Raw genomic sequence first — 24,340 nt, 5'->3', positions numbered from 1 at the left:
TCCCAATACATTAGAATTCAATCAAAAAGTTACTCCAAAAGGGGCAGCGGAAGAGGCTGCAGCCGAGGAAAACGCAGGCCCTGCAAAAGACTCTGTAAAAATAACTGAGACGGTTACTGAAAATCCTGCAAAAACTGAAGCTACGATCACTGAAACTTCAAAACTGGATCCAAAGCAGCTCAAAATTGCCACCATCGATTTCAAAAAGCCATTGACAGATTGCGGTACAGCGTCTACCAAAGTGGATGAAAATTACTGGACGTATCTATTCCTTGGATTTATCGGAGGATTAATCGCTTTGCTTACGCCATGCGTATTCCCGATGATTCCATTGACGGTTTCTTTCTTTACCAAAGGAAGTAAAAACAAAGCCAAAGGAAAAAGAGATGCTCTTATTTATGGGTTTTTCATTCTTCTGATCTTTGTTTTACTAAGTATTCCTTTCCATATTATTGACGGAATTGCCGGAAATATCTTCAATGAAATTTCCACAAGTGTATGGCTGAATATTGCATTTTTCATCATATTCATCTTCTTCGCCGGAAGTTTCTTCGGGTATTATGATATTACACTGCCAAGTTCTATTGCCAACAAATCTTCCAAAGCGGAAGAAGCAGGAGGAATTATCGGTATTTTCTTCATGGCATTAACCCTGGTGATCGTTTCTTTCTCATGTACAGGACCTATTTTAGGAAGTTTACTGGGAAGTGCAGTAACAGGTTCATCCAATGTTCCTATGCTGCTGACATTTGCGCTGGCAGGATTCGGGCTGGCATGGGCAATTATTTTTGGACTGCTGGCATTATTCCCGCAGGCATTACAGAGCCTTCCGAAATCCGGAGGATGGATGAATACGGTAAAAGTAGTTTTAGGATTCGTAGAACTGGCATTGGCATTGAAATTCTTGTCTAAAGCTGATCTTGTATCCAAAACATTCTTCTTAAAAAGAGAGCTTTTCATTGCCATCTGGATTATTATCGCCTTAGGATTAGCAATCTATTTATCAGGATTGATCAGATTCCCTCATGATGATAAAAAGCCTAAAATCTCTATCACCAGAAAAATATTAGGGGTATTGGGAATTGGTTTCGTGATCTATCTGGTTCAAGGGTTAATCCCATCTGACCGTCCGAAACTTCAGTTATTAAGTGGAATTTTACCTCCACTCAATGTAAGCTATTTCCATGATGAAAAAGACGGAATTTTAGGAATGCATCCTGAACACGACTTCTTCAAAGCAATAGAACTGGCTAAAAAAGAAGACAAGCCTATATTGATCGACTTCACAGGATATGGATGTGAAAACTGTAGAAAAATGGAGGAGTTTGTATGGAGCGAACCAGACATTTTACCGATTCTTCAGAATGATGTAGTACTGGCTTCTCTCTACGTAGATGATAAGGAAGAGCTTCCTGAGGATCAGAAAACCAAAATTGACCTGGGAGACGGACAGATCAAGAAGGTAAAAACCATCGGGGACCGATGGAGTTTATTCCAGCAGGTGAACTTTAACAACAACTCTCAGCCTCACTATGTTTTAATTACTCCTGATGGTAAAGTAATCAACACGCCTGTTTCAGGATATATGCCTAAAGAGGATTTCAAAAAATTCCTTGAATGCGGGGTAAATTATTATGCCCACTGATAAAATTTCACTTTTAATAGCCTTAGCTTAAGATATCTATGATTCAAGTTAAGGCTATCATTTAATACTAGTTCTTTATTTCGAGCTCGATCACATACCCCTCATGTCCTCTTACATTGATAAAGTTCCCACCTTCAAATCCCAGATATTGTCCTTTAATTCCGGTAAGCCTCCCTGTAAACTCAGGTTTTTTATCCAAAGTAAATGAGGAAACTTTTTCCGGTTTTTCAAAAGGATAATCAAACATCCACAGCTCTTCACCATCGCTGTAAAATTTCTGGAAATCGTCAGGAAAATATTCTTTTATCTTTTGTCGGAAATCGGCAAGGTCTACTTCTCCTTCAAAATCATCCTGCAGCATCTTTCTCCAATTGGTCTTATCTGCCAGATGTTCTTTTAAAGCTACTTCTATCATTCCTGCTTCATAACGGTTTTCCGTTCTTGCGATAGGCAATGCAAAAGTTGCACCCTGATCAATCCATCTTGTAGGAATCTGTGTATTTCTGGTTACCCCTACTTTTACATCTCCTGTATAGGCCAGATAAACAGTGTGTGGCTGTAGCTGAATTTGTTTTTCGATCTCAAGATCGCGTTCTGCAATATCTAAATGTGCTGTAGAAAGTTCCGGGCGGATAATGGTATCGCTTGCATAAGGGCTTTCAAAAAAACAGTTTTTGCAGAAGCCCATTCTGTAAACTGGTTTATTTTCACCACAATTTACACACTGGAATCCTGTATGTTTTATGCTTAACTCCTTTCCAAACAGCTCATTCATGTGGATCAGATCCCCGGAAAGATTGAGGTAGTATTGGATTGGTTTAGCATCATAGCTTGTCATCTTTAAAATTTGCCCTTGAAACTGCATATTATATTTATATTACTTTTTTAAGTAAATTTAATGATTATATTTTTCAAAAGTAAAATTTATATTTTTGTAATCATAAAAAATACAAATGGTTTATCTTGTAACAGGCGGTAGTGGGTTCATCGGTTCCCATTTAGTTGAACGATTATTAAGAAATGGACATTCTGTCATAAACATTGACAATTTTGATAATTTCTATGACTATCAGGTAAAAATTAAAAATACTTTGGAGTCAATCGGTAAAAATTCGGATTTTGAGTTCTCGGATAAAGAGACGGATATTCCGCGTTTGGTTTCCCTCACCCATTCTGACCAATATTCCCTCTATTGGCAGGATATCAGGGACCTAAAAGACCTTGAAAACATCTTTAAGAATCATCATATTGACATGGTGATCCATCTTGCTGCACTTGCCGGTGTTCGCCCTTCTATTGAACGTCCACTGGAGTACGAAGAAGTGAATGTACGGGGTACTATGAATCTTTGGGAACTGTGTAAAGATTTCCATATTAAAAAATTCATCTGTGCGTCTTCATCAAGTGTTTACGGAAACAATGAAAAAATTCCCTTTACGGAAACAGATAATGTAGACAATCCTATCTCTCCTTATGCTGCTACCAAGAAGAGCGGAGAAATTATAGGACATGTTTACCATAATCTATACCATATAGATATGATCCAACTCAGGTTTTTTACAGTATATGGACCAAGACAGAGACCCGACCTAGCCATACACAAGTTTACAAAGCTTATTTCGGAAAATCAGGAAATCCCTTTCTATGGTGACGGAAATACGGCCAGAGACTATACTTATGTAGATGATATCATTGACGGAATTACCAAATCTATTCTTTATCTGGAAAACAATTCAGGAATTTATGAAATTGTGAATCTGGGTGAAAACCAGGTAATCACTTTGTCTGAAATGGTGGCTACTATTGAAAAGGCATTGGGAAAATCTGCCATCAAAAAAATTCTGCCAATGCAGCCGGGAGATGTCACAAAAACGAATGCCGATATTACAAAAGCAAAGGATTTAATAGGGTATAATCCGGCCACAGACTTCCAAAATGGCATAAAAAAATTTGTGGAATGGTTTTTGAGAAAACGACAATAAGTAAATTGCTGACACAGCTGCCAGCCAGTTTGTGACAACCATTTATAAGAAAAAATTATAAAAAGAATTGAAAATCAAGTATAAAAAAGTTTATTATACAACCTATTTTTATACTTTTGCAAAAAATTAGAAAATTATGTACTGGACATTAGAATTAGCTTCATATCTAAGTGACGCACCTTGGCCAATGACAAAAGCAGAGCTTATTGACTACGCAATCAGAACTGGTGCACCAATGGAAGTAGTAGAAAACCTTCAGGCTATTGAGGACGAAGGAGAAATTTATGAATCTATCGAAGAAGTATGGAGCGACTATCCTACTGACGAAGATTTCCTTTGGAACGAGGACGAATATTAATAAAGCGATAAGCTTTAGGCTGCGTGCTTAGAGCTTTTTTGCCCTTTTTATATATAATTTACACGATAAGTGTTATTTAAAACGCTTAAAGCATTTTGCATTAAGCATAAAGCAAAAAATTTATGAGTTTTTTAAACAAAGTTCTTAAAGGGTTTTTGGGAGACAAAAAAGCGCAGGACCTAAAAGAAGTAAAAAAAGTTGTAACAAAAATCAGAGCTGTAGAACCTAATATCCAACAATTGTCGGATGATGGGTTGAGACAAAAGACGGCTGAGTTTAAAGAGAATATAAAATCTGCAACCAGCAAGATCACCGCTCAAATAGAACAGATAAAAGAGCAGATAAAAAATTCAACCAACGTTGATGAGAAAGAAGCTCTTTTCTCAAAAATTGAGTCTTTAAAGAAAGAATCTTACGAAATTGAAGAAAAAGTTCTGGTTCAGATTCTTCCCGAAGCTTTTGCATTGATCAAAGAAACGGCAAGAAGATGGGCTCAGAATGGAGAAATCCGTGTAACGGCTAGTGACTGGGACAGAGAACTGGCTGCTGCAGGGAAAGATTTCGTTAGTATTGAGGGAGACACAGCTGTTTGGAAAAACTCATGGGACGCTGCCGGAACTCCTGTAGTTTGGGATATGGTCCACTATGATGTTCAGTTTATCGGAGGGATTATTCTTCACAGTGGTAAAATTGCCGAAATGGCAACCGGTGAAGGTAAAACTTTGGTAGGAACATTACCTATTTATTTAAATTCACTTCCTGAAAGAGGGGTACACGTTGTAACCGTGAACGATTATCTTGCAAAAAGAGACTCGGCATGGATGGGTCCTCTTTATCAGTTCCACGGCATGTCTATCGATTGTATCGATAACCACCAGCCGAACTCTGATGGAAGAAGAAAAGCATACAACTCGGATATTACCTATGGAACGAATAACGAATTCGGTTTCGATTATCTGAGAGACAACATGGTGACATCACCTTCAGAACTGGTACAAAGAGAACTGAACTTTGCTATCGTGGATGAGGTGGACTCTGTATTGGTAGATGACGCCAGAACACCATTGATCATTTCAGGTCCGGTTCCTCAGGGAGACAGACAGGAGTTTGATGTTCTTAAGCCTTCTATCGACAGAATTGTTGAAGTACAAAAGAAAACCGTTTCTGCTATTTTCAATGAAGCAAAGAAATTAATCGCTGCAGGAAATACAAAAGAAGGAGGATTCAAATTACTTCAGGCATACAGAGGTCTTCCAAAAAACAGACAATTAATCAAATTTTTATCGGAAAGCGGAAACAGAGCATTGCTTCAGAAAGTTGAAGCGCAATACATGCAGGACAACAACCGTGATATGCCGATTGTAGATAAAGATCTTTACTTCGTAATCGAGGAGAAAAACAATCAGGTAGACCTTACAGACAAAGGTGTTGAATACATGTCTCAAGGAAACTCTGATCCTAACTTCTTCGTACTGCCGGATATCGGAACTGAGATTGCTGAAGTAGAAGCTAAAAATCTTTCCAAAGAAGAAGAGTTCGAAGCTAAAGAAAGACTTTTCGCTGAATTTGCTGAAAAATCTGAGCGTGTTCACACCATGAGCCAGCTATTGAAAGCTTACACATTATTTGAAAAAGATGATGAGTATGTGGTAATTGATGGTGAAGTAAAAATCGTTGATGAGCAGACAGGTCGTATCATGGAGGGACGTCGTTATTCAGACGGTCTTCACCAGGCAATTGAAGCGAAAGAGAATGTAAAAATTGAGGCAGCTACTCAAACTTTTGCAACCATCACGCTTCAGAACTATTTCCGTATGTACAACAAGCTTGCGGGGATGACAGGTACTGCTGAAACCGAAGCTGGAGAGCTTTGGGAAATCTATAAATTAGACGTTGTGGTAATTCCTACCAACCGTCCTATTTTAAGACATGACAAGCAAGACTTGGTTTTCAAAACGAATAGAGAGAAATATAATGCTGTCATCGAAGAAATTGAAAAATTAACAGCACAGAAAAGACCTGTACTTGTAGGTACTACTTCTGTTGAAATTTCTCAATTACTATCAAAAGCACTTCAATTAAGAAAGATCCCACACCAGGTATTGAACGCGAAGCTTCACAAAAAAGAAGCGGAAATTGTAGCTGGAGCAGGGCAGCCGGGAGTTGTAACCATTGCAACCAACATGGCAGGTCGTGGTACGGATATCAAGCTTTCCAAGGAAGTAAAAGATGCAGGAGGTTTAGCGATCATCGGTACGGAAAGACACGATTCAAGACGTGTTGACAGACAGTTGAGAGGTAGAGCGGGACGTCAGGGAGATCCGGGAAGTTCTCAGTTCTATGTGTCTCTTGAAGATAACTTAATGCGTTTGTTCGGTTCTGAAAGAATTGCTAAAATGATGGACAGAATGGGTCACAAAGAGGGAGAAGTAATTCAGCACTCTATGATCAGTAAGTCTATTGAAAGAGCTCAGAAGAAAGTAGAAGAAAATAACTTCGGAACAAGAAAAAGACTTCTTGAGTATGATGACGTAATGAATAAACAGCGTGACGTAATCTACAAGAGAAGAAAGAACGCTCTTTTCGGAGACCACTTGAAGTATGACATCACCAATATGATTTTTGATGTAGCTAATTCTATCGTTGCGAAAGGGAAAGCTTCAGGAAATTATAAAGATTTTGAATATGAAATCATTAAAACATTTACGATGGAATCTCCGGTTTCACAAAGTGATTTTAATAATAAGAATGTTCAGGATCTGACCAATATCTTATTCAAAGCAGCTCAGGAGGATTATAGAATGAAGCTGAATCTGTTGAAAGAAAAATCATTCCCTATCATTGAGAATGTATACCAAAATCAGGGTTCAATGTTCAAAATGATCCAGGTTCCTTTCACAGACGGACACAAAACAATGACTATTGTAGCTGATCTTAAAGAAGCATATGATACTCAGTGTGAAAGTTTAGTGAATGATTTTGAAAAGAATATCACTTTATCGATTATCGATGAAAACTGGAAGCTTCACCTTCGTGAAATGGACGACTTGAGAAGATCATCACAGGGAGCTGTGTATGAGCAGAAAGATCCACTGGTAATCTATAAGCAGGAATCTTTCCACTTATTCAGTGAAATGATCGATAAATTAAACAAAGAAATTATTTCTTTCTTATATAAAGGAGAAATTCCAGCGTAAGAAAAATTTAATAATATCATCTAAAAACCGCTCTGGCATTGGCCATAGCGGTTTTTTGTTATTCAGTATATAATAATTTTATGATAAATATCAATATTATTATTTATTTAGAACAGTTAAAAATAATATATTTGCAGAAAATTTGAGTTTCATGAAAAATGTACTGATCTGTGCTTCCGCACTGGGAACAATGCTGGTTTCTGCGCAAAAAAAAGACACCATCAAATCCAATGATATTGAAGAAGTAATTGTTAACGGAAGATATTATCAGAAGTACAAATTAAATGAGGTTTCAGGTTCACTAAGAATTCAGACCCCTATTCTTGAGCTGCCACAAAATGTACAGTCTGTAAGTTCACAGGTTCTTGCTGATCAGATGACTCTAAATATGTCTGAAGGAATTGTCCGTAACGTAAGTGGGGCAAGAAAAGTAGAACACTGGGATAATGTATATTCCAATGTTTTCATGAGAGGAGCAGGTATTGCTACTTTCATGAACGGGATGAATGTTTCTTCTACTTGGGGACCCATCAATCCTGACGCATCTATCATAGACAGAATAGAGTTTGTAAAAGGTCCTGCCGGATTTATGGGTTCTATGGGAGATCCTGCCGGATTTTATAATGTAGTGACTAAAAAACCTACAGGAAAGTTTGCCAACAGTGTGCGTTTCACAACGGGAAGCTATAATCTTTTCAGAGGAGAAGCTGATCTGGATGGAGTTCTTGTAAAAGACGGGGTTTTAGACTACCGTATCAATTTAATGGGAAGCTCCAACAATTCCTGGGTAGAAAATGATAAAACAAGCAAAATCATTGTTGCACCTTCCATTACTTTCAGACCTACAAAGAGCACTACATTTACGGCTCAGTATAACTATCAATACTTAAAATTCAACCAGCCTGGAGCTTATCTGATGTCAAACGACGGATACGCTTCACTGAATGTACATACCAACTTTAATGATCCGAACTTCAAGAAAACTGAAGTAAAAGACCAGAGTTTATTCTTAAGTTTAGACCAGAAGCTTTTCAAAGACTGGGTTTGGAGCACACAGTATGCTTATATGGATCTGAATTACGACGGAGGTTCTTGGTGGGGAACTTTTGATGCGAACAATAAGAATGTTTTCAACAGAACTTTAAGCAACTGGCAGGCAAAAGGAAAAAATCACATTTTCCAGACCTATGTTAGAGGAAAGCTTAATACAGGAAATATTGTTCATAAAATAATCGCAGGGTTCGATTACGGAGACAGAAAATACAATGCTGACTTTTCATCCTATTCGAAAATTGTAGATGGTAAAGAAACCTTATTATTTCCTATTAACATTTATAATGTGAATTATGGTGTAGATCCTTCTCAACTTCCTTCTTCTGATTTTTATACATTAAACACTTCTGCTCCGTTTTATAATGATCAGGGCGTAAAATATACATCTTATTATGCTCAGGACCAGATTGAAATGTTTGACAATAAACTGAGATTAACATTGGCAGGAAGGTATACCAGCGGTAAAACCTATTCTGCATATCCTAATCTGAGCCCGGGAACACCTGTTGTACCAGATACAGCGGGTGAGTTTACTCCAAGAGTTGGGGTGAGTTACTCTATCAATGAAAACTTCTCAGCGTACGGAATTTATGATAAGACTTTTGTACCCCAATCCGGAACAGGAATTAACAAAACCAAAATTACAGATCCCTTCAGAGGCCAGAATATTGAATTCGGACTTAAAAAAGACTGGTTCGGTGGAAAATGGAATACCACTTTTGCGGTTTACGAAATCCGAAGACAAAATATTCTTGTAGCAGGAAATGCCAATGAAAACGATGGAGTTGCGTTTCAAGTTGCTACAGGCGAGCAAAGAGCAAGAGGTTTTGAAACCGATATCAAAGGAGAAATCATCAAAGGTCTGAATCTTATCATCAACTATGCTTATACAGACGCTAAAACAGTTAAAGACACAGATCCTGCAAGAATTGGAGTTCAGTCTCCAGGAAATGCAAAAAATGTTCAGAATACCTGGATCAACTACAGATTCCAGAATGGTGTTTTAAATGGTTTCGGTATTTCTGCAGGATATCAATATCAGGGAGGAAGACAATCCTGGTATGGGGTAAGTGCAACAAAAGATCAGAGTCTTCCTGATTATTTTGATACCAACTTCGGCGTTTCTTATGTTGCTAAAAAATTCGATGTTAACTTTATGTTGAACAATGTTCTTAACAGGAAGCTTTACAGCGGATATAGAGGAGATGGAGGAGAATATGCATGGATCTACAATGCTCCTCGTAACTGGAGAGTATCAATAGGATATAAATTTTAAAAATCAAAGGTTAGCCCCTCATGGGGTTAACTTTTTGCTATGAGAAAAAAGCATCACCATAAAAAGAAAGTGTCTCCTGCAAAAAAATGGTCTGCCAAGCTGCATTTGTGGCTGGGTTTATCCGTTGGAATCATTGTATTTATAGTCTCTCTTTCAGGGACTTTATATGTTTTTAAGGATGAAATACAGAATAGCTTACGCAAGGAAGCCATTTACCTGAAAAAAGACGATATAGGAAAAAAGCCATTGTCTATTCATCTGCTTCGTGAAAAAGTAACGCTGGAACTTAATGAAAAATATCCCGTAAGTGCTGTAGAAATTCCTTTAGACAAAACAAAATCCTATCAGTTTGAATACTATGACAAAAGCAAAAAAGGATGGAATTATTTTCAGCAGGTACACATCAACAAACTAGTCTATGTGAATCAGTACACCGGGCAAATTCTGGCAGTTTATGATGAAAAGTATGATGTGTTCAATATTCTGAAATATATCCACTGGGGACTTCTGCTTAATTCAGAATGGGGACCGTATACTGTAGGAATCCCAACTGTTATTTTCGTCATTATGCTGATTACAGGGATCATTTTATGGTGGCCTAAAAACAAAAATGCAAGAAAAGGACGTTTTTGGTTCAATTGGGAAAATGTAAAAAACTGGAAGCGTAAAAACTATGATCTTCATAATGTTCTTGGATTCTATGCATCATTTATTGCGCTGCTTCTGAGTGTTACCGGACTATATTTTGCCTATCCCTATGTAAAAAACACTTTTACTTTTGCACTGTCTGGCTCATGGGAACTGCCAAAGGAAAAAGAAAGAAAATCCCCGGACTCTCTGATGGCAAAGAATGAAGCAGTTTTTGATCTCGCTGCGGTACAAACTCAAAAGCTGTACGCGAAATCATCCAGCTTCAGAATGACTTTGAACGGAAAGAATAAAAAAGGAAAAGAGCTTAAAAATCTTCCGGTAACGGTTTATGGGATGGATGGAAGATACAGTGAAAGAAACATCCTGACATTCGACAAATACTCCGGAAAACTACTCGCCAATAAACCTCATCACAATCTCAATACTGCCGAGAAATATTCCAACGCCAATTATGACATCCATACCGGTTCCTACTTCGGAATCATTGGAAAAGTCATCTGGTTTATAGCCGGCCTCACATGTACATCGCTCCCTGTAACCGGATTTCTGGTCTGGTGGGGAAAAAGAAAGAAAAAAGGAAAGAAAATATAATGAAAAAAGTGCTTTTATCAGCTGCCTGCTTAGGAACTACCACTGTTTTTGCTCAGGTAAAAGATAGTTTACAAACTAAAAATGTAGACGAGGTTGTCATGACTGCTTCCAGAAAAAAGGAAAGCATCAAAGAAGTTCCAAGCTCCATAACGGTGGTAGGAGAGAAACAGATTCAGTCTCAGCTGACCGTTAACTCAGATATCACAAGCATCCTGCAGTATACCGTTCCCAGTTTAGGAACCAATTCGGGGCAGACATCCAATACAGGACAGACCTTAAGAGGACGTCAGGTTCTGGTTTTGATTGATGGAATTCCACAATCTACGCCACTTCGTAACGGAGCAAGAGATTTAAGAACCATTGACCCTTCAGCGATCGAAAGAATAGAGGTAATCAAAGGGGCTTCTTCCATTTATGGTAACGGAGCAGACGGAGGGATCATCAATTATATTACAAAAAAAAGCAAAACAGATAAAAAAATCTCCGGAATTTCACAGATCGGGCTTACAGGACAGCCTTATGGAGGTACTTTAGGAGTAAGAGCCAGTCAGCTTTTATCAGGAAAGATCAACAAGTTTGATTATACCCTTTCATTAGCCTACGAAAGAACAGGATATACAAAAGACGGAGATGGTGTTTTGATAAGTCCTACCTACAGTATTGCGAAGATGGACAACTACAACGGACTGTTGAAAATAGGTTATGACATCAACGAAAATCAGAGAATTGAGGCTTCTTATATTGGTTATTCTTCAAGATCAGATCTGAATGTAGGATTAAAAACAGGAAAATACGGCATCAAGCCAACGATTGGTGAAGGAATTGGGAAAGGTTTGGAAACAACTCCCCAGGGAACTCCGAAAAACCACAACATAAGAGTAAGCTACGACAATAAGAACCTGTTTGCAGGAACGTCTTTGAATATCAACCTTTATTATCAGGATTTTAAAACCGTTTACGGCTACAGCGACACCTTTTTCAACGGCGGGCAGTCGAATGTAATCTCAAAAAAAGCAGGAGCAAGATTCAATTTTGATACCCAGCTTTGGAATTCAGCGAACTCTCAGGCGGAAATCATCTACGGAGCCGATATTCTGAATGATGAAACCGTTCAAAAGCTGGAAGACGGACGTTTCTGGACTCCCAATATGAACATGACCAATATTGCGCCTTTCGTACTGGCCAAAATTGATCTGTTTAAAAAAATTACGATCAAAGGAGGACTTCGCTATGAGAACATCAAAGTAAATGTTGATGATTTCAATACCCTTTCTACCCTTAAAAGTGACGGAACTTTCACGAAAAGTATTCCTGTTGCAGGTGGAAAACTGAGCTACAATGCACTGGTAGGAAATATTGGTATCCGCTATAATATTGAGCCTTATATCAACCTCTTTGGTAGCTTCTCTCAGGCCTACTCTATCAATGAGTTAGGAAGAATTTTAAGAACCTCAACTTCTGAAACGATCAAAAATCTGGAAACGAAACCCATCATCGTTAATAATTACGAATTGGGAGCAACAGGACAGCTTTCCAGTTGGTTGAATTATGAATTAACTTCTTATGTAAGCACATCGAAACTGGGAGCATCATTCGTACAAAGTCCGGACAGAGCATTAATGATTCAGCGATCTCCTGAAATCGTGTACGGAGTGGAAGGATTCTTACACTTTACTCCGGTAAAATGGATTCAGTTTGGCGGAAGCTATAGCTGGATGGAAGGAATTACTTCTGTAAAAGACGATGGTGATTATTCCACAAAGATCAACAACAGCAGAATTTCTGCCCCTAAAGTATTGGCATATGTTCAGGCCAGACCTATCCCTGCTCTATCAGTTGGGCTTGATATGCTCCACTCTTTCCAGCAAAACAGATTTGAACCTAATGCCAAGACAGGATTGTATGCTTATGGTGAAGGATATGTACCTGAGTATACTGTTTTCAATTTCAAATCCAGTTATGAGGTTAACAACAACTGGAGAGTATCATTAGGTATTGAAAACATTTTCAACAAACTGTACCAGCCTGCCATTTCATGGTGGACAGCAAGAGACAGTGATTTTACCAATGCTCTTGGACTGAGAGGAACATTCATGATTGAATACAAATTTTAATTAATCTAAATAAAAAGTAAAGCATATCTTTGCTTTACTTTTTACTGTTATATGAAGAAAAAGCATCATCATAAAAAGAAACCGGGCTTTATCAAAAAATGGTCCGCCAAACTGCATCTGTGGTTCGGATTGGGAATAGGCTTCCTGATCTTTATTATCTCTGTTACCGGGGCATTGTACGTCTTTAAGGATGAAGTGGAAAATATCACCCGAAAAGATGTCATCTACCATCACGAGCAAAATATAGAGCAGAAACAGGTCCTTCCCATCAGAGTGATGGAAAAGGCTGTTGCGGAGCAGGTAAAAGAGAAATATCCTATCCACTGGGTAAATGTTCCTATTGATAAAAAAATGTCCTATATGTTCTTCTGGTATGAACATAATACAGATGCCTGGAACTATTTTGATGAATTTCCCATCTATAAACAGGCTTATGTAAACCCATACACCGGAAAAGTACTGAGAGTCTATGATGAGAAAAACGGATTCTTCAATATTGTAAAAATGATCCACTGGAGCTACCTCCTGAAACAGGACTGGGGAACTTATGTAGTGGGAATTCCTGTTATTATTTTTATTATTATGCTGATCTCCGGGATCATTCTATGGTGGCCCAAGAACAAAGCAGCCAGAAAACAGCGTTTTGCCTTCAAATGGAAAAATATTAAAAGCTGGAAGCGAAAAAACTACGACCTTCATAATGTACTGGGGTTTTACGCATCCATCTTTGCTCTGATTTTTTCCATCACTGGACTTTTCTATGCATTCTTTGTGGTGCAGGCAATGATCTATGTGATATTTTCCGGTGGAGAAACAAAATATCCCGACTTCTCACATATTAAAACAAAGGCACCTATCGAATTGAGAACAGAAGGAACACTGGATAAAATCATCAATACAGTACAGACAAAATATCCTGAATCTTATGGTTTCGCTATCGATTTAGGACATCCGCATATGGATGATCACGAGCACCCCAACTTTGAAGTATACGTAAAACATCTTTCTTATTCATACCATAAAAGCAGCAGCTTAATCTTTGATGAAAACTCAGGAGAATTGCTGCATACTCATGACCCTAAAGACAAAAACTTCGGAGAAAAGGTTGTGAACGCCAATTATGATATTCACGTAGGTGCTATTCTGGGACTTCCTACCAAGATCATTGCTTTTATTGTAAGTATCATTTGTGCCTCGCTTCCGGTTACCGGATTTATGATATGGTGGGGCAGAAAAAAGAAAAAAACAGTAAAAACGGGTTAACATATTAAATAAAACCCTATTAATAATCCATTAATACAATCTTTTTTATAATTTTAGCGCCTAGAATTTAATAATAGAAATGTCATTAATAGATTTATCAAAACAAGTTGCCCTTGGAGTTGACATCGGCGGAACCAATACTAAATTCGGAATCGTAAACCACCGTGGAGAAGTTCTGGATAAAGGAAACCTGAGAACCGATGCTTATGACAAAGTTGAGGATTTCATTGATGCTTTATATGACCATGTTTATCCAATGATGGAAAAGTATGGAACTGAAGCACACTTTGATGGAATTGGAGTAGGCGCACCTAATGCAAACTACTACAAAGGAACGATAGAACTTGCTCCTAACCTTCCCTGGAAAGGCGTTATTCCTTTCGCTGAACTGATGACGGCAAAATTCAATCTTCCTTGTACAGTAACCAATGATGCCAATGCGGCAGCTCTTGGAGAAATGCTTTTCGGAGCAGCAAGAGGAATGAAGGATTTCATCATGATTACACTGGGAACAGGGGTAGGCAGCGGAATCATTGCCAATGGAAGTTTAATCTATGGACATGACGGGTTTGCCGGAGAATTGGGTCATACGATTGTAAAACCGGGTGGTAGAAAGCATTGGAGCACAGGATCAGAAGGAAGTCTGGAAGCGTATGCTTCTGCTACGGGAATTACCATTACAGCCAAAAAAATGAGGGCGGAATTTCCGGAATCCATGTTGAACCAATATCCTGAAGATGCGATCAATTCTAAAACAGTATACGAATGTGCTATCAAGGAAGATCCTATTGCGATTGAGGTTTTCAGATATACGGGTCAGAAACTGGGTGAGGCCCTGGCTAATTTTGTTATGTTCTCTTCACCGGAAGCTATTCTTCTGTTTGGAGGAGTAATCAAAGCGGGAGATTTTATCTTAAAGCCTGCTAAACTGCATATGGAAAGAAATCTTCTTCCTATTTTCAGAAATAAGGTAAAACTGGTATTCAGTGAGCTTGACGAAGCAGATGCCGCCATTCTTGGAGCAAGTGCTTTAGTTTGGGAAAAATAACTGAACGCTATTTTAAATAATTCAGAGCATCCTCTTAGGGTGCTTTTTTTGTTCCCACAGATTGCACAGGTTTTCACAGGTTATTATTCTATATTTTCTAGTGAAAACATTAGTGTTATTTTTGTTTAAAAGTAAAAGGGAGAATATAATAAGATGCTTCGACTATGCTCTGCATGACAGCGTTAATTCTCACTTTTTTAAATGATCTCAGATATCAATCATTAACATTTGTACTGAATCTATTTTGACCACAGATCGCACAGATTTTCACAGATGATCGGGTTATATTTTATTATGCCTATTTGTGAAAACATTGGTGTTATTTGTGTTAAAAAGTAAAATGCTTCGACAAAGCCCAGCAAGACACAGCTAATACTAGCCGTTCTAAAATACTTTACGATGATTAGGTGCGAGAAACTTCATACTATTTTCCTAGTGTTATTTGTGAAAACATCGGCGTTATTTGTGTTTAGAATCATTTGTCACATCTATCATTGTAATTTACGTTTCAGACGTAAAATCGTGTTTAAATGAAAAAGTTTTTCCTATTTTTGATCAGCTTTTCCGGATAAAGGAAGAGATCATAAAACAATATAATTACCTACAATGGACAACAATAATTTAGAACAGATTACTTTCGGAGGCGGATGTTTCTGGTGCGTAGAAAGCTGTTTCAATATGCTGAAAGGGGTACAATCTGCTATTTCAGGATATTCAGGTGGACATAAAGACAATCCGACTTATCAGGAAGTCTGTACAGGAGAAACCGGACATGCGGAAGTGGTACAGATTACTTATGATCCGTCAGTTATTTCTTATGAACAGCTGATGGATGTGTTTTTCTTTCTTCATGATCCTACTCAATTGAACAGACAAGGAAATGATATCGGAACCCAGTACCGTTCTGTTATTTACTATAAAGATAATGCTGAAAAAGCAAAAGCTGAAGAAGCCATCAAGGTATCTCAGGAATCGGGAAGATGGGCTGGTACCTACGTAACGGAATTAACGAAATTCGACAAATTCTGGCCGGCAGAACAATATCATCAGGGATATTATAATGAAAATCCGACACAGCCGTATTGCAGCGCTGTAGTGGGACCAAAAATCCAGAAGTTTAAAAAACACTTCGGAGAGATGGGAATGCTGAATGCAGAATAAAACAAAATGTAATTCGGACATTTACAATCAATATAAAAATAACAGAAGCGAAGAGGAACCTCTTCGCTTCTTGTTTGATTCAAACATGCGTATACCGGGAAACATTCCTGTTGAATTTTAAATATTGGTGAAGGAATTCTATTCTGCCTGTATCATTTCATTTTTACCCGAATATTTTCTGATGATGTATTCTGTGGCCGGTTTTAATTCTTTTTTGTTTTCCGGATCAACTCCATCCATAGTAAAAAACTCAACTTTTCCTCTGACTTTTGAATACCACATTTTTCCCAAAGCATTTTCTACTGTAAGTGTATCTTTTCTTGTAACCCGTTTAAAGTACTTAATCTGAATATCATCCTTAGGAACAATATTCAATACAAGATTTTCTTCATTGCAATCGGCAAGCTTATATTCATTTTGATCCCAGTACATACAATTCTTTTCAATTGCGGGAAGAGTCAAAAAACCGAATGGTTCATATACATTTCTGTTTCCTGATGAGCAGTAATAATTTCCGATCAAAAATCCTCCAAGCATTAATATCCCTAAGAGACCAAAACTATTTTGTCTGGCAAATTCCGGCATTTTAAAGTGTTGCTCATTAATGATATTAATATTGATTTTAGACAGCCTCTCTGATATAACCTCCTCATCCTGATCCACACTTATTTTTACCGTGGTCAGATTCTTTTTTTCATCATTTCTGATAAAAGTCCTTGAAAAATCAGTGAAGTCTTTATAGCCTATATACTGGCTCATCTTGTTGAGCCTCTCTGCCTCAATATTCCTGCAGCTGTTCCCTTCTACAAAGTCTTCATAATATCGGATGAATGTTTTCTCTGAAATATCATAGAATTTCAGATTATCAATAAAACAAAGATGCAGATAAGAAGCCAATCCACTTTTTGTGGTTTTCTCCGACTCTTTTCTTGCCTGCTCAAATACTTCATTAATCAGTAGTTTTTTCTTGGACATAAACAGTGTTTTCGGGCATTACAAAGTAGATGATTTTCAGTCATACCTCATTACGGATTTCCGTAATAACTCCACACTTCACTACTGTCTATTGATGTCTATGTTTTGTCTAACATCTCTATTCTTTTTTGCCGCAAATTTGCCTTAGAAATCAACAAAACATGACCAAAAACTGATTTCAAAAAAACCAGAGAAAACAGAGATTAAACTCCGGATCGGGAAGCAGATGTTTCGCCTCCGTTTTTAAAGGTTCACTTCCCTAAAAAATTAAGAAGCGCTTCGAAATTTTAACAGTGTACAGCTCATGATCCATACATCGTGAGAGGAAGAAATACGATTTCAATTTCGAAAATTTTAAAGGAAATGATCCAAATTATAATGATGCTATTAGGCTTAGCATTTTCAGAGAATAATGCCAATACAACAGCAACTGATAACAATAACTACGAACCCTCTGCAATGAGCTTTACAACCGAAACAGGAATGGCTCCGGAAGACACCAGTGGAGAAACAGGGCAGATTTTGCCTCCAAAAAAATAATTAAACAAAAGGGCAATGAAAATTGTCCTTTTTTTAATATCTTTAGTTGTTATCAATTATTATCATGTATCCCGGTTTTAAATTTGTAGGAATTTTTCTTTTATTCATTAGCTGCAATTTTTCTGAAAACAGAAATCCTCCGGTAAAAGCCCCTTCCACTGAAGCGGACAAAATGTATAATGAAGCGGCAGCTTTATATAATAATGATAATGAAAAGGCATTTACCCTTCTATCTAAAGCAGAGAGCATTTATAAGCTAAAAAATGATTCAGCTGATATTGCATCGTGTTTAATTATCAAGGCTATTATCCTCAATGATATCGGAGATTACCTTAGCAGTAATGAAAGAGCTATCGATGCATTGTCCTTTTTAAAACTGCCCAGAGACTCTGCCTATCTTCCTTCCATTTATAATAACCTTGCAATATCTGAAAAAAATCTCAAGCATTATTCTGAGGCTCTCAACTGGTATCATAAAGCTTTACAGTTAAGTTCGGATAATTCTCAGAAAATCACTATTAAAAATAACATTGCAGACACCTATGGAAAACTGAAAAATTATCCGAAGGCAATTCATATCTATCAATCTCTTCTTAAGGAAAAAAACCTGCAAAAAAATGAGATTGATTATGCCCGGATTTTAGATAATTACAGTTATATAAGCTGGCTTGAAAATAAAAACTACAATGCAGAACCCAATCTGTTAAAAGCTTTTGCTCTCAGACAAAAAATCAACGATAAAGCGGGTCTGATATCCAGTCATTCTCATCTTGCTGAGTATTACTTACACTCGGATAAATCAAAAGCCTTGTATCATAACCATCAAAAATATCTTTTAGCAAAAGTAATCAAAAACCCAGGTGACAGGATAGAAGCCATCGAATTTCTGGTAAAAAGTGATACAAAAAGCAACTTACAAGACTATTTTGCAGAATATCAGTATCTGAATGACAGCATCCAGCTATCTAAAGATAAAGCAAAAAACAGATTTGCATTAATAGAATTTGATGTAGAAAAGAAGAACGCAGAAAACCAAAAGTTAAAAATTATTACTGTTCAAAAACAAAACAGGATTCTGAAGCAGAATGTAGTTTTAGGAATTCTGTCTTTAACTCTGATTGGCGGCTGGATTGTTTACAAGAGAAGAAAAAAAGGGCTGCAGCGGGAAAATGAATTAAGAATAAAAGAAAATCAACTTCATCTTTCCAAAAAAGTACATGATGTGGTGGCCAATGGGATTTACCAGGTGATGACGAAGATCGAAAATCAGGAAGATTTTGACAAAGAAAGAGTACTTGATGAGCTGGAATTTGTCTACGAAAAGTCCAGGGATATTTCTTATGAGAAGACCGCTTCTGAAAATAAGCCGGAATTCAGTAAAAGAATATCTACCCTTATTGCATCGTTTAATAATGAAAATGTAAAAACTTATCTTGCCGGAAACGACGAAACTATATGGAAGACCTTGAATGATTTTACCCGGGAAGAAATCTATCAGGTGATGCGGGAACTTCTTATCAACATGAAAAAACACAGTCATGCCACCCTTGTTGCCTTTAAATTTGAAAGAAAAAATAACATCATACAAATTCAGTATACAGACAATGGCATCGGTATCCCGGGAGGAATTATCTACAAAAATGGTTTAACAAATACGGATTCCCGTATTGAAACTATTCATGGAGAAATTATTTTTGACACTGAAACCGAAAAGGGATTGAAAATTTATATTTCATTTCCTGCTTCTTAAAAAAGAAAAAGAATGTTCAAAAAAATTTTAATAGCTGAAGATCACGAAAGCAGCAGTATTTCTGTACAGAAAACATTAGAAGACCTTCATATTTCCAACACAGATTATGTTTATTATTGTGATGATGCATTAGCTAAAATTCAAAAATCCATTCGTGAAGATGATCTTTATGATTTGTTAATTACAGACCTTTCTTTTGAAGAAGACCATAATATACAGAATCTTAAAGATGGAAAAGAACTGATAAAAACCGTTAGAGAGCTTCATCCTTCGCTGAAAGTTATTGTATTTTCAGCTGAGCACAGATCCGGGATTATAGATAGCCTGTTTAATGAATACAAAATCAATGGTTTTGTCCGTAAGGCCAGAAATGATTCAAAAGAACTGAAAAAAGCAATCGCTTCTACCTACGTGAATGAAAATTATCTTTCCCTGGATCTTAAACAGGAAGTAAAGAAGCTCAACAATTATGAGTTTTCCAACTATGACATCACTTTGGTGTCTCTCTTATCGCAGGGAGTTTTACAGAAAAATATACCGGTTTATCTTCAGAATAACGATATTAAGCCCAACAGCTTAAGCAGCGTAGAGAAAAAACTCAACAGTATGAAAGAAGATCTTCAAATAACAAGTAATGAACAGCTTGTTGCTTTTTGTAAAGATCTGGGAATAATTTAAACGTTACCAGAGTCATTTTCGTATACAAACCTTTCATTTTTTGAAAGGTTTTTGCTTTACGGTTTTCCGTAAGGATTGAACTTTAAAGGGTTATATTTTTGAGTACAAATAAAAAATAACCGGATGGACCTTAAAATTAAACTTGAGCAGTTACAACAAAAAGTATCAGGATTAAAAGATCACATTTCAACTGAAGAGGCTACTAAAAATGCTTTTGTAATGCCTTTTATACAAATTTTAGGCTATGACATTTTCAATCCTACAGAAGTGGTACCTGAGCATATCTGCGATATAGGAACTAAGAAAGGAGAAAAAGTGGATTATGTAATTAAAAACAATGATGAGCCTATTTTTATTATTGAATGTAAACACTGGAGAGAAAGTGCTGATGCCCATAATTCTCAGCTCCACAGATATTATCATGTTTCTAAAACAAGATTTGGTGTTCTGACTAACGGAATTATTTATAATTTTTATACAGATCTTGAAAAGCCTAATATTATGGATGAAAAGCCATTTTTCACCATTAATATTGAAGACTTAAAAGACAGTTCAATCAAAATATTGGAAAGTTTTACTAAAAAGGATTATAACCTTGAGAGTATTCTCGACTCTGCTGAAGCATTGAAGTACATTAAGGCTATACGAAAAGAATTCGAAAAAGAAATAGAATCTCCATCTGATGAAATTGTAAAACTGTTGGTTGGAAGATTTTTTGAAAAACCAATGACCGCTAATAGAATGCTCTCTTTTAAAGAGTATACAAAAAAAGCATTAGCAACTTCTATTAATGAATCTATAAGTTTCAGACTTAAGTCTGCTTTAAATATCAACGAACAAATTGAGAAACAGGAAGAAGATATAAAAACATCTCAGCCTATTGACGAAAATAATGATTCTAAAATTGTGACTACTGAAGAAGAACTTGAAGGTTTTCAAATCGTAAAAGCTATTATGCGGGAAAAAATACCAGCAGCACGTATTGCCTATAGGGATACATTGTCTTATTTTGGAATTCTACTTGATGACAATAACAGAAAACCTCTTTGTAGATTACATTTCAATACGGCTAACAAATACATTGAAACCTTCCATAATGGCAAGGATGCAGGAGAAAAAGTTCTATTAAATAACCTGGATGAAATTTATAACTTTAGAGAAGAGCTTCATAAAACACTAGAAAATTATTAAAAATATATTCGAAAGCAATAAATCACCTAAAACAGCATGAAAGGTGAACAACCTGTTGCTTTTTGTAAAGATCTGGGAATAATTTAAGTCAATTACGGTTTTCCGTAAGGTTCTTTTTCACAATATACTTACTTTTGATGTAAGAAATGATGAAAAAAACTAATAACACCCAATATAATTTTATACAGTTCGAAAAAGGTATCTCGTCTGAGATACCTTTTTACTTTCTTATCATTTCCGTATGCGGAATATCATCTTCCAGATATTTTTTCCCTGTATCTACAAATCCGAACCCACTGTAAAATCTTAAAAGATAATCCTGTGCGGATATTTTGATTTCAGAAGTGTGAAAACGGTTTTCTATGGTTTCTACGGCATATTGTATCAACTGTTTACCCAGACTTTTACCTCTCGCCAGCTCTGTGGTCAGAACCCTTCCGATAGAAGTTTCATCATACTTTATCCCTTTATCAAAAACCCGGCAGTAGGCCAGTACCTGTCCTTCTTCTTCAGCCCAGATATGAACGGCTTTCTGGTCATAATTATCCAAATCAGGGTAAGGACAGTTCTGTTCAATAACAAAAACATCAATACGAGCTTTCAGTACCGCATATAATTCCGGAACAGTAAACTCATCAAATGTTTTGATTTTCCAGATCGTATTACTCATCGAAACTTATATTATTATTAGTTAAAAACTCATTGGTCTTTTGGATAAAGTCAAGAATTTTATCTCCTCCTTCTTTCTTTTCTGCTGAGGTGATATACAATTCGGGAAGATCTTCCCATGTTTTATGAAGTTCAGCTTTATAGTCTTCAACATTTTTGATAACAGCATTCGGTTTCAGTTTATCTGCCTTTGTGAAGACAATCGAAAACGGTATTCCGCTTTCACCACACCACTGGATAAATTCCAGATCAATTTTCTGCGGAGTATGCCTTACATCTACCAATACAAAAAGGTTGACCAGATTTCTTCTGTTCAGAATATAATTGGTGATCAGCTTTTCAAAATCCTTTCGCTGAACTTTTGAAACTTTTGCATAACCATATCCGGGTAAATCGGTAAGATACCAGTTTTCGTTCACTAAAAAATGATTGATCAGCTGGGTTTTCCCGGGAGTCTGCGATGTCTTGGCCAGATCTTTATGATTCATCATGGCATTGATCAGTGATGATTTTCCTACGTTCGACCTTCCGATAAAAGCATATTCGGGAATATTGGGTTCTGGGCATTCCTGCCATTTTCCACTGCTCTTTACAAACTCTGCTGTTTTGATAATCATTTTTGAATGTATTTTAGAAAAATAAACCATTAAGAAAAGCTCTTAATGGTCATTATATGTTTTAAACTTTATCTTTTATCCAGTTATACAGGATTTCATTGAACTCATCCGGCTTTTCCATCATGGCAGCATGGCCGCATTTGTCAATCCAGAATAAATCGGAATTCGGAATAAACTTGTGCATATCTTCTGCCACTTCCGGTGGAGTGACATTATCCTGTTTACCCCAGATCAGACAGGTAGGTGTCACAATCTTCGGAAGATCATTCAGCATGTTGTGTTTGATGGCACTTCTGGCCAGCATTACCGTCTTTATTCCCTTCATTCTGTCATTAACGACTGCAAAAACTTCATCTACAAGATCTTCTGTGGCCACCTTTGGATCATAGAAAACTTCTTCTGTTTTCTTTCTGATATAAGAACGGTCATTTTTTCTTGGAAAGCTGTCTCCGAAAGTTCTTTCATAAAGACCGGAGCTTCCAGTAAGAACAAGATTCTTAACCAGATCAGGTCTCGCCAAAGTCAATATAAGTCCTACATGCCCACCCATTGAGTTTCCTACAATAGTTACGGGACCGGAAATATGACTTTCTATAAACTTGATAATATATTTTGCAATCGTGGTAAGATTCGTATTGAGTACCGGCAGATCATAGATCGGCAGCTGAGGAACATATACTTTAAAGCCTCTATCCGAAAAAAAATCTACCATTTTATCGAAATTACTCAAACCACCCATTAACCCGTGCAACAGCACTAATGGATGTCCTTCTCCCGCTTCTACATAGGAATATTTCTTTTCTTTTTTTGTACTAAATATCATAAAACGCCTTAATAAAGCCCTGCAAAAATACAAATTAAACCTCAAAAAAATTTTGATAATCCTAATTTAAGATAAAAATAATATAATATTCTCCTTTTTAACTTTTTTTTTCAGAACCTCTTTATTATGGCTTAAATAACACTTTCAACAAGTCTCTTCATATCAGTATTTTACATTATTGAAATTCAATCTTTAATAAAACTTATTAACATTGAGTCAAAAAGTGGGAAAAAGTGGGAAATTTTGGAAATTATTATATAAATTTGTCCCAAATGAAAAATTTCATTGGGACATATGAGTGTAAAATTGACGACAAAGGCCGCTTAAAAGTTCCTTCATCTTTAATCAAACAGATGGAAAACTTCGACGATAAGGCGTTTGTAGTCAAAAGATCTGTGTTCCAACCTTGTCTGGAAGTTTATCCTATGAATGCATGGGACAAACTGATGGGTAAAATTAATAAACTGAACAGATTCATAAAAAAGAATGCTGATTTCATACGAATGTTTACGGCAGGAGTAAAAACAGTAGAGTTGGATAATGCAGGACGATTACAGATCTCGAAAGACCTTACGGTTTTCGCAAATCTTCAGAAGGATATTGTGATCACCAGCGCAGGAGAACTCTTTGAGATTTGGGATAAAGAAGCCTATGAAAAGGTAATTGCCACCAACGAAGCTGATTTTGCAAGCCTTGCCGAAGATGTGATGGGCTCTTTCGATGAAGAATAATAGCAGTAGGTTATTAATTGATTAGTA

General features: G+C 36.8%; 20 protein-coding genes. 15 read left to right on the top strand and 5 right to left on the bottom strand.

What is annotated here, in order from left to right:
• A partial coding sequence (locus AC59HC_RS01945; RefSeq protein ID WP_496557910.1) for a protein-disulfide reductase DsbD family protein occupies positions 1 to 1,645 on the top strand: 1,645 nt, incomplete at its 5' end.
• Between the two features lie 67 nt (positions 1,646 to 1,712).
• Here the strand turns inward: AC59HC_RS01945 and AC59HC_RS01940 are convergent.
• The gene (locus AC59HC_RS01940) at positions 1,713 to 2,510 is read right to left on the bottom strand and encodes a DUF2797 domain-containing protein (RefSeq protein ID WP_202842341.1); all 798 of its coding nucleotides are present in this window, start codon (positions 2,508 to 2,510) and stop codon (positions 1,713 to 1,715) included.
• Positions 2,511 to 2,598: 88 nt separating this feature from the next.
• Here AC59HC_RS01940 and AC59HC_RS01935 point away from each other — a divergent pair, with 88 nt between their 5' ends.
• The 9 genes from AC59HC_RS01935 (at position 2,599) to msrA (ending at position 16,339) form a co-directional block, all read left to right on the top strand.
• On the top strand, positions 2,599 to 3,627 hold the full coding sequence (locus AC59HC_RS01935) for a GDP-mannose 4,6-dehydratase (protein WP_330744539.1): 1,029 nt from the start codon (positions 2,599 to 2,601) through the stop codon (positions 3,625 to 3,627).
• A 136-nt stretch (positions 3,628 to 3,763) separates the two neighbouring features.
• The gene (locus tag AC59HC_RS01930; protein WP_002662059.1) at positions 3,764 to 3,985 is read left to right on the top strand and encodes a DUF2795 domain-containing protein; all 222 of its coding nucleotides are present in this window, start codon (positions 3,764 to 3,766) and stop codon (positions 3,983 to 3,985) included.
• Between the two features lie 122 nt (positions 3,986 to 4,107).
• The gene (gene secA / locus AC59HC_RS01925) at positions 4,108 to 7,182 is read left to right on the top strand and encodes a preprotein translocase subunit SecA (protein ID WP_496557909.1); all 3,075 of its coding nucleotides are present in this window, start codon (positions 4,108 to 4,110) and stop codon (positions 7,180 to 7,182) included.
• Positions 7,183 to 7,333: 151 nt separating this feature from the next.
• Entirely contained in the window at positions 7,334 to 9,511 is a 2,178-nt protein-coding gene (locus AC59HC_RS01920) for a TonB-dependent siderophore receptor (RefSeq protein WP_496557908.1), read from the top strand.
• Between the two features lie 39 nt (positions 9,512 to 9,550).
• On the top strand, positions 9,551 to 10,753 hold the full coding sequence (locus AC59HC_RS01915) for a PepSY-associated TM helix domain-containing protein (protein WP_496557907.1): 1,203 nt from the start codon (positions 9,551 to 9,553) through the stop codon (positions 10,751 to 10,753).
• Positions 10,753 to 12,867, top strand: a complete 2,115-nt coding sequence (locus AC59HC_RS01910; RefSeq protein WP_496557906.1) for a TonB-dependent receptor — start codon at positions 10,753 to 10,755, stop codon at positions 12,865 to 12,867. The genes AC59HC_RS01915 and AC59HC_RS01910 overlap by 1 nt, the downstream gene beginning before the upstream one ends.
• Positions 12,868 to 12,918: 51 nt before the next feature.
• Entirely contained in the window at positions 12,919 to 14,130 is a 1,212-nt protein-coding gene (locus tag AC59HC_RS01905; RefSeq protein ID WP_496557905.1) for a PepSY-associated TM helix domain-containing protein, read from the top strand.
• Between the two features lie 79 nt (positions 14,131 to 14,209).
• Positions 14,210 to 15,178, top strand: coding sequence for an ROK family protein (locus tag AC59HC_RS01900; RefSeq protein ID WP_137904601.1), 969 nt, complete (start codon positions 14,210 to 14,212; stop codon positions 15,176 to 15,178).
• A gap of 606 nt (positions 15,179 to 15,784) precedes the next feature.
• Positions 15,785 to 16,339 (top strand): peptide-methionine (S)-S-oxide reductase MsrA, encoded by a 555-nt coding sequence (gene msrA / locus AC59HC_RS01895; RefSeq protein ID WP_496557904.1) that lies wholly within the window; start codon positions 15,785 to 15,787, stop codon positions 16,337 to 16,339.
• A 138-nt stretch (positions 16,340 to 16,477) separates the two neighbouring features.
• Here the strand turns inward: msrA and AC59HC_RS01890 are convergent, their stop codons facing one another.
• Positions 16,478 to 17,314 (bottom strand): hypothetical protein, encoded by an 837-nt coding sequence (locus AC59HC_RS01890; RefSeq protein ID WP_202842318.1) that lies wholly within the window; start codon positions 17,312 to 17,314, stop codon positions 16,478 to 16,480.
• A 363-nt stretch (positions 17,315 to 17,677) separates the two neighbouring features.
• Between AC59HC_RS01890 and AC59HC_RS01885 the strand changes: the two genes are divergently transcribed.
• From AC59HC_RS01885 to AC59HC_RS01870, 4 genes are all read left to right on the top strand, one after another.
• Positions 17,678 to 17,854: a hypothetical protein gene (locus tag AC59HC_RS01885; protein WP_181398005.1), complete on the top strand. Its 177-nt coding sequence runs from the start codon at positions 17,678 to 17,680 to the stop codon at positions 17,852 to 17,854.
• 64 nt (positions 17,855 to 17,918) lie between these two features.
• Positions 17,919 to 19,604, top strand: a complete 1,686-nt coding sequence (locus AC59HC_RS01880; protein ID WP_496557903.1) for a tetratricopeptide repeat-containing sensor histidine kinase — start codon at positions 17,919 to 17,921, stop codon at positions 19,602 to 19,604.
• 12 nt (positions 19,605 to 19,616) lie between these two features.
• Positions 19,617 to 20,282, top strand: a complete 666-nt coding sequence (locus tag AC59HC_RS01875) for a response regulator (RefSeq protein ID WP_110011280.1) — start codon at positions 19,617 to 19,619, stop codon at positions 20,280 to 20,282.
• A gap of 123 nt (positions 20,283 to 20,405) precedes the next feature.
• Positions 20,406 to 21,473 carry a type I restriction endonuclease gene (locus AC59HC_RS01870; protein WP_496557902.1) on the top strand — a complete coding sequence of 356 codons (1,068 nt, stop codon included), beginning with the start codon at positions 20,406 to 20,408 and terminating at the stop codon, positions 21,471 to 21,473.
• Positions 21,474 to 21,693: 220 nt separating this feature from the next.
• Here the strand turns inward: AC59HC_RS01870 and AC59HC_RS01865 are convergent, their stop codons facing one another.
• From AC59HC_RS01865 to AC59HC_RS01855, 3 genes are all read right to left on the bottom strand, one after another.
• Positions 21,694 to 22,143, bottom strand: a complete 450-nt coding sequence (locus tag AC59HC_RS01865; protein WP_496557901.1) for a GNAT family N-acetyltransferase — start codon at positions 22,141 to 22,143, stop codon at positions 21,694 to 21,696.
• Positions 22,136 to 22,759 (bottom strand): ribosome biogenesis GTP-binding protein YihA/YsxC, encoded by a 624-nt coding sequence (yihA, locus tag AC59HC_RS01860; RefSeq protein ID WP_202842310.1) that lies wholly within the window; start codon positions 22,757 to 22,759, stop codon positions 22,136 to 22,138. Before yihA ends, AC59HC_RS01865 begins: the two co-directional genes overlap by 8 nt.
• Before the next feature lie 61 nt (positions 22,760 to 22,820).
• On the bottom strand, positions 22,821 to 23,582 hold the full coding sequence (locus AC59HC_RS01855) for an alpha/beta fold hydrolase (RefSeq protein WP_047426276.1): 762 nt from the start codon (positions 23,580 to 23,582) through the stop codon (positions 22,821 to 22,823).
• A gap of 272 nt (positions 23,583 to 23,854) precedes the next feature.
• Here AC59HC_RS01855 and mraZ point away from each other — a divergent pair, with 272 nt between their 5' ends.
• Positions 23,855 to 24,313, top strand: a complete 459-nt coding sequence (gene mraZ, locus AC59HC_RS01850) for a division/cell wall cluster transcriptional repressor MraZ (protein WP_110011282.1) — start codon at positions 23,855 to 23,857, stop codon at positions 24,311 to 24,313.
• The last annotated feature ends 27 nt before the right edge of the window (positions 24,314 to 24,340 follow it).

This window comes from Chryseobacterium sp. DZ-32 (genome assembly GCF_059587025.1).
The sequence above is the reverse complement of the archived record's forward strand: the minus strand, read 5'-3'. Positions and strand labels throughout refer to the sequence as shown.

Bases quoted from the DNA above. Each gene is read 5' to 3' on its own strand.
- AC59HC_RS01930 (WP_002662059.1), top strand. From the start codon at position 3,764: ATGTACTGGACATTAGAATTAGCTTCATATCTAAGTGACGCACCTTGG.
- AC59HC_RS01920 (WP_496557908.1), top strand. From the start codon at position 7,334: ATGAAAAATGTACTGATCTGTGCTTCCGCACTGGGAACAATGCTGGTT.
- AC59HC_RS01900 (WP_137904601.1), top strand. From the start codon at position 14,210: ATGTCATTAATAGATTTATCAAAACAAGTTGCCCTTGGAGTTGACATC.
- AC59HC_RS01935 (WP_330744539.1), top strand. From the start codon at position 2,599: ATGGTTTATCTTGTAACAGGCGGTAGTGGGTTCATCGGTTCCCATTTA.
- AC59HC_RS01890 (WP_202842318.1), bottom strand. From the start codon at position 17,314: ATGTCCAAGAAAAAACTACTGATTAATGAAGTATTTGAGCAGGCAAGA.
- AC59HC_RS01865 (WP_496557901.1), bottom strand. From the start codon at position 22,143: ATGAGTAATACGATCTGGAAAATCAAAACATTTGATGAGTTTACTGTT.
- AC59HC_RS01910 (WP_496557906.1), top strand. From the start codon at position 10,753: ATGAAAAAAGTGCTTTTATCAGCTGCCTGCTTAGGAACTACCACTGTT.
- AC59HC_RS01875 (WP_110011280.1), top strand. From the start codon at position 19,617: ATGTTCAAAAAAATTTTAATAGCTGAAGATCACGAAAGCAGCAGTATT.
- msrA (WP_496557904.1), top strand. From the start codon at position 15,785: ATGGACAACAATAATTTAGAACAGATTACTTTCGGAGGCGGATGTTTC.
- AC59HC_RS01855 (WP_047426276.1), bottom strand. From the start codon at position 23,582: ATGATATTTAGTACAAAAAAAGAAAAGAAATATTCCTATGTAGAAGCG.
- AC59HC_RS01915 (WP_496557907.1), top strand. From the start codon at position 9,551: ATGAGAAAAAAGCATCACCATAAAAAGAAAGTGTCTCCTGCAAAAAAA.
- AC59HC_RS01940 (WP_202842341.1), bottom strand. From the start codon at position 2,510: ATGCAGTTTCAAGGGCAAATTTTAAAGATGACAAGCTATGATGCTAAA.
- yihA (WP_202842310.1), bottom strand. From the start codon at position 22,759: ATGATTATCAAAACAGCAGAGTTTGTAAAGAGCAGTGGAAAATGGCAG.
- AC59HC_RS01885 (WP_181398005.1), top strand. From the start codon at position 17,678: ATGATCCAAATTATAATGATGCTATTAGGCTTAGCATTTTCAGAGAAT.
- AC59HC_RS01870 (WP_496557902.1), top strand. From the start codon at position 20,406: ATGGACCTTAAAATTAAACTTGAGCAGTTACAACAAAAAGTATCAGGA.
- AC59HC_RS01905 (WP_496557905.1), top strand. From the start codon at position 12,919: ATGAAGAAAAAGCATCATCATAAAAAGAAACCGGGCTTTATCAAAAAA.
- mraZ (WP_110011282.1), top strand. From the start codon at position 23,855: ATGAAAAATTTCATTGGGACATATGAGTGTAAAATTGACGACAAAGGC.
- AC59HC_RS01880 (WP_496557903.1), top strand. From the start codon at position 17,919: ATGTATCCCGGTTTTAAATTTGTAGGAATTTTTCTTTTATTCATTAGC.
- secA (WP_496557909.1), top strand. From the start codon at position 4,108: ATGAGTTTTTTAAACAAAGTTCTTAAAGGGTTTTTGGGAGACAAAAAA.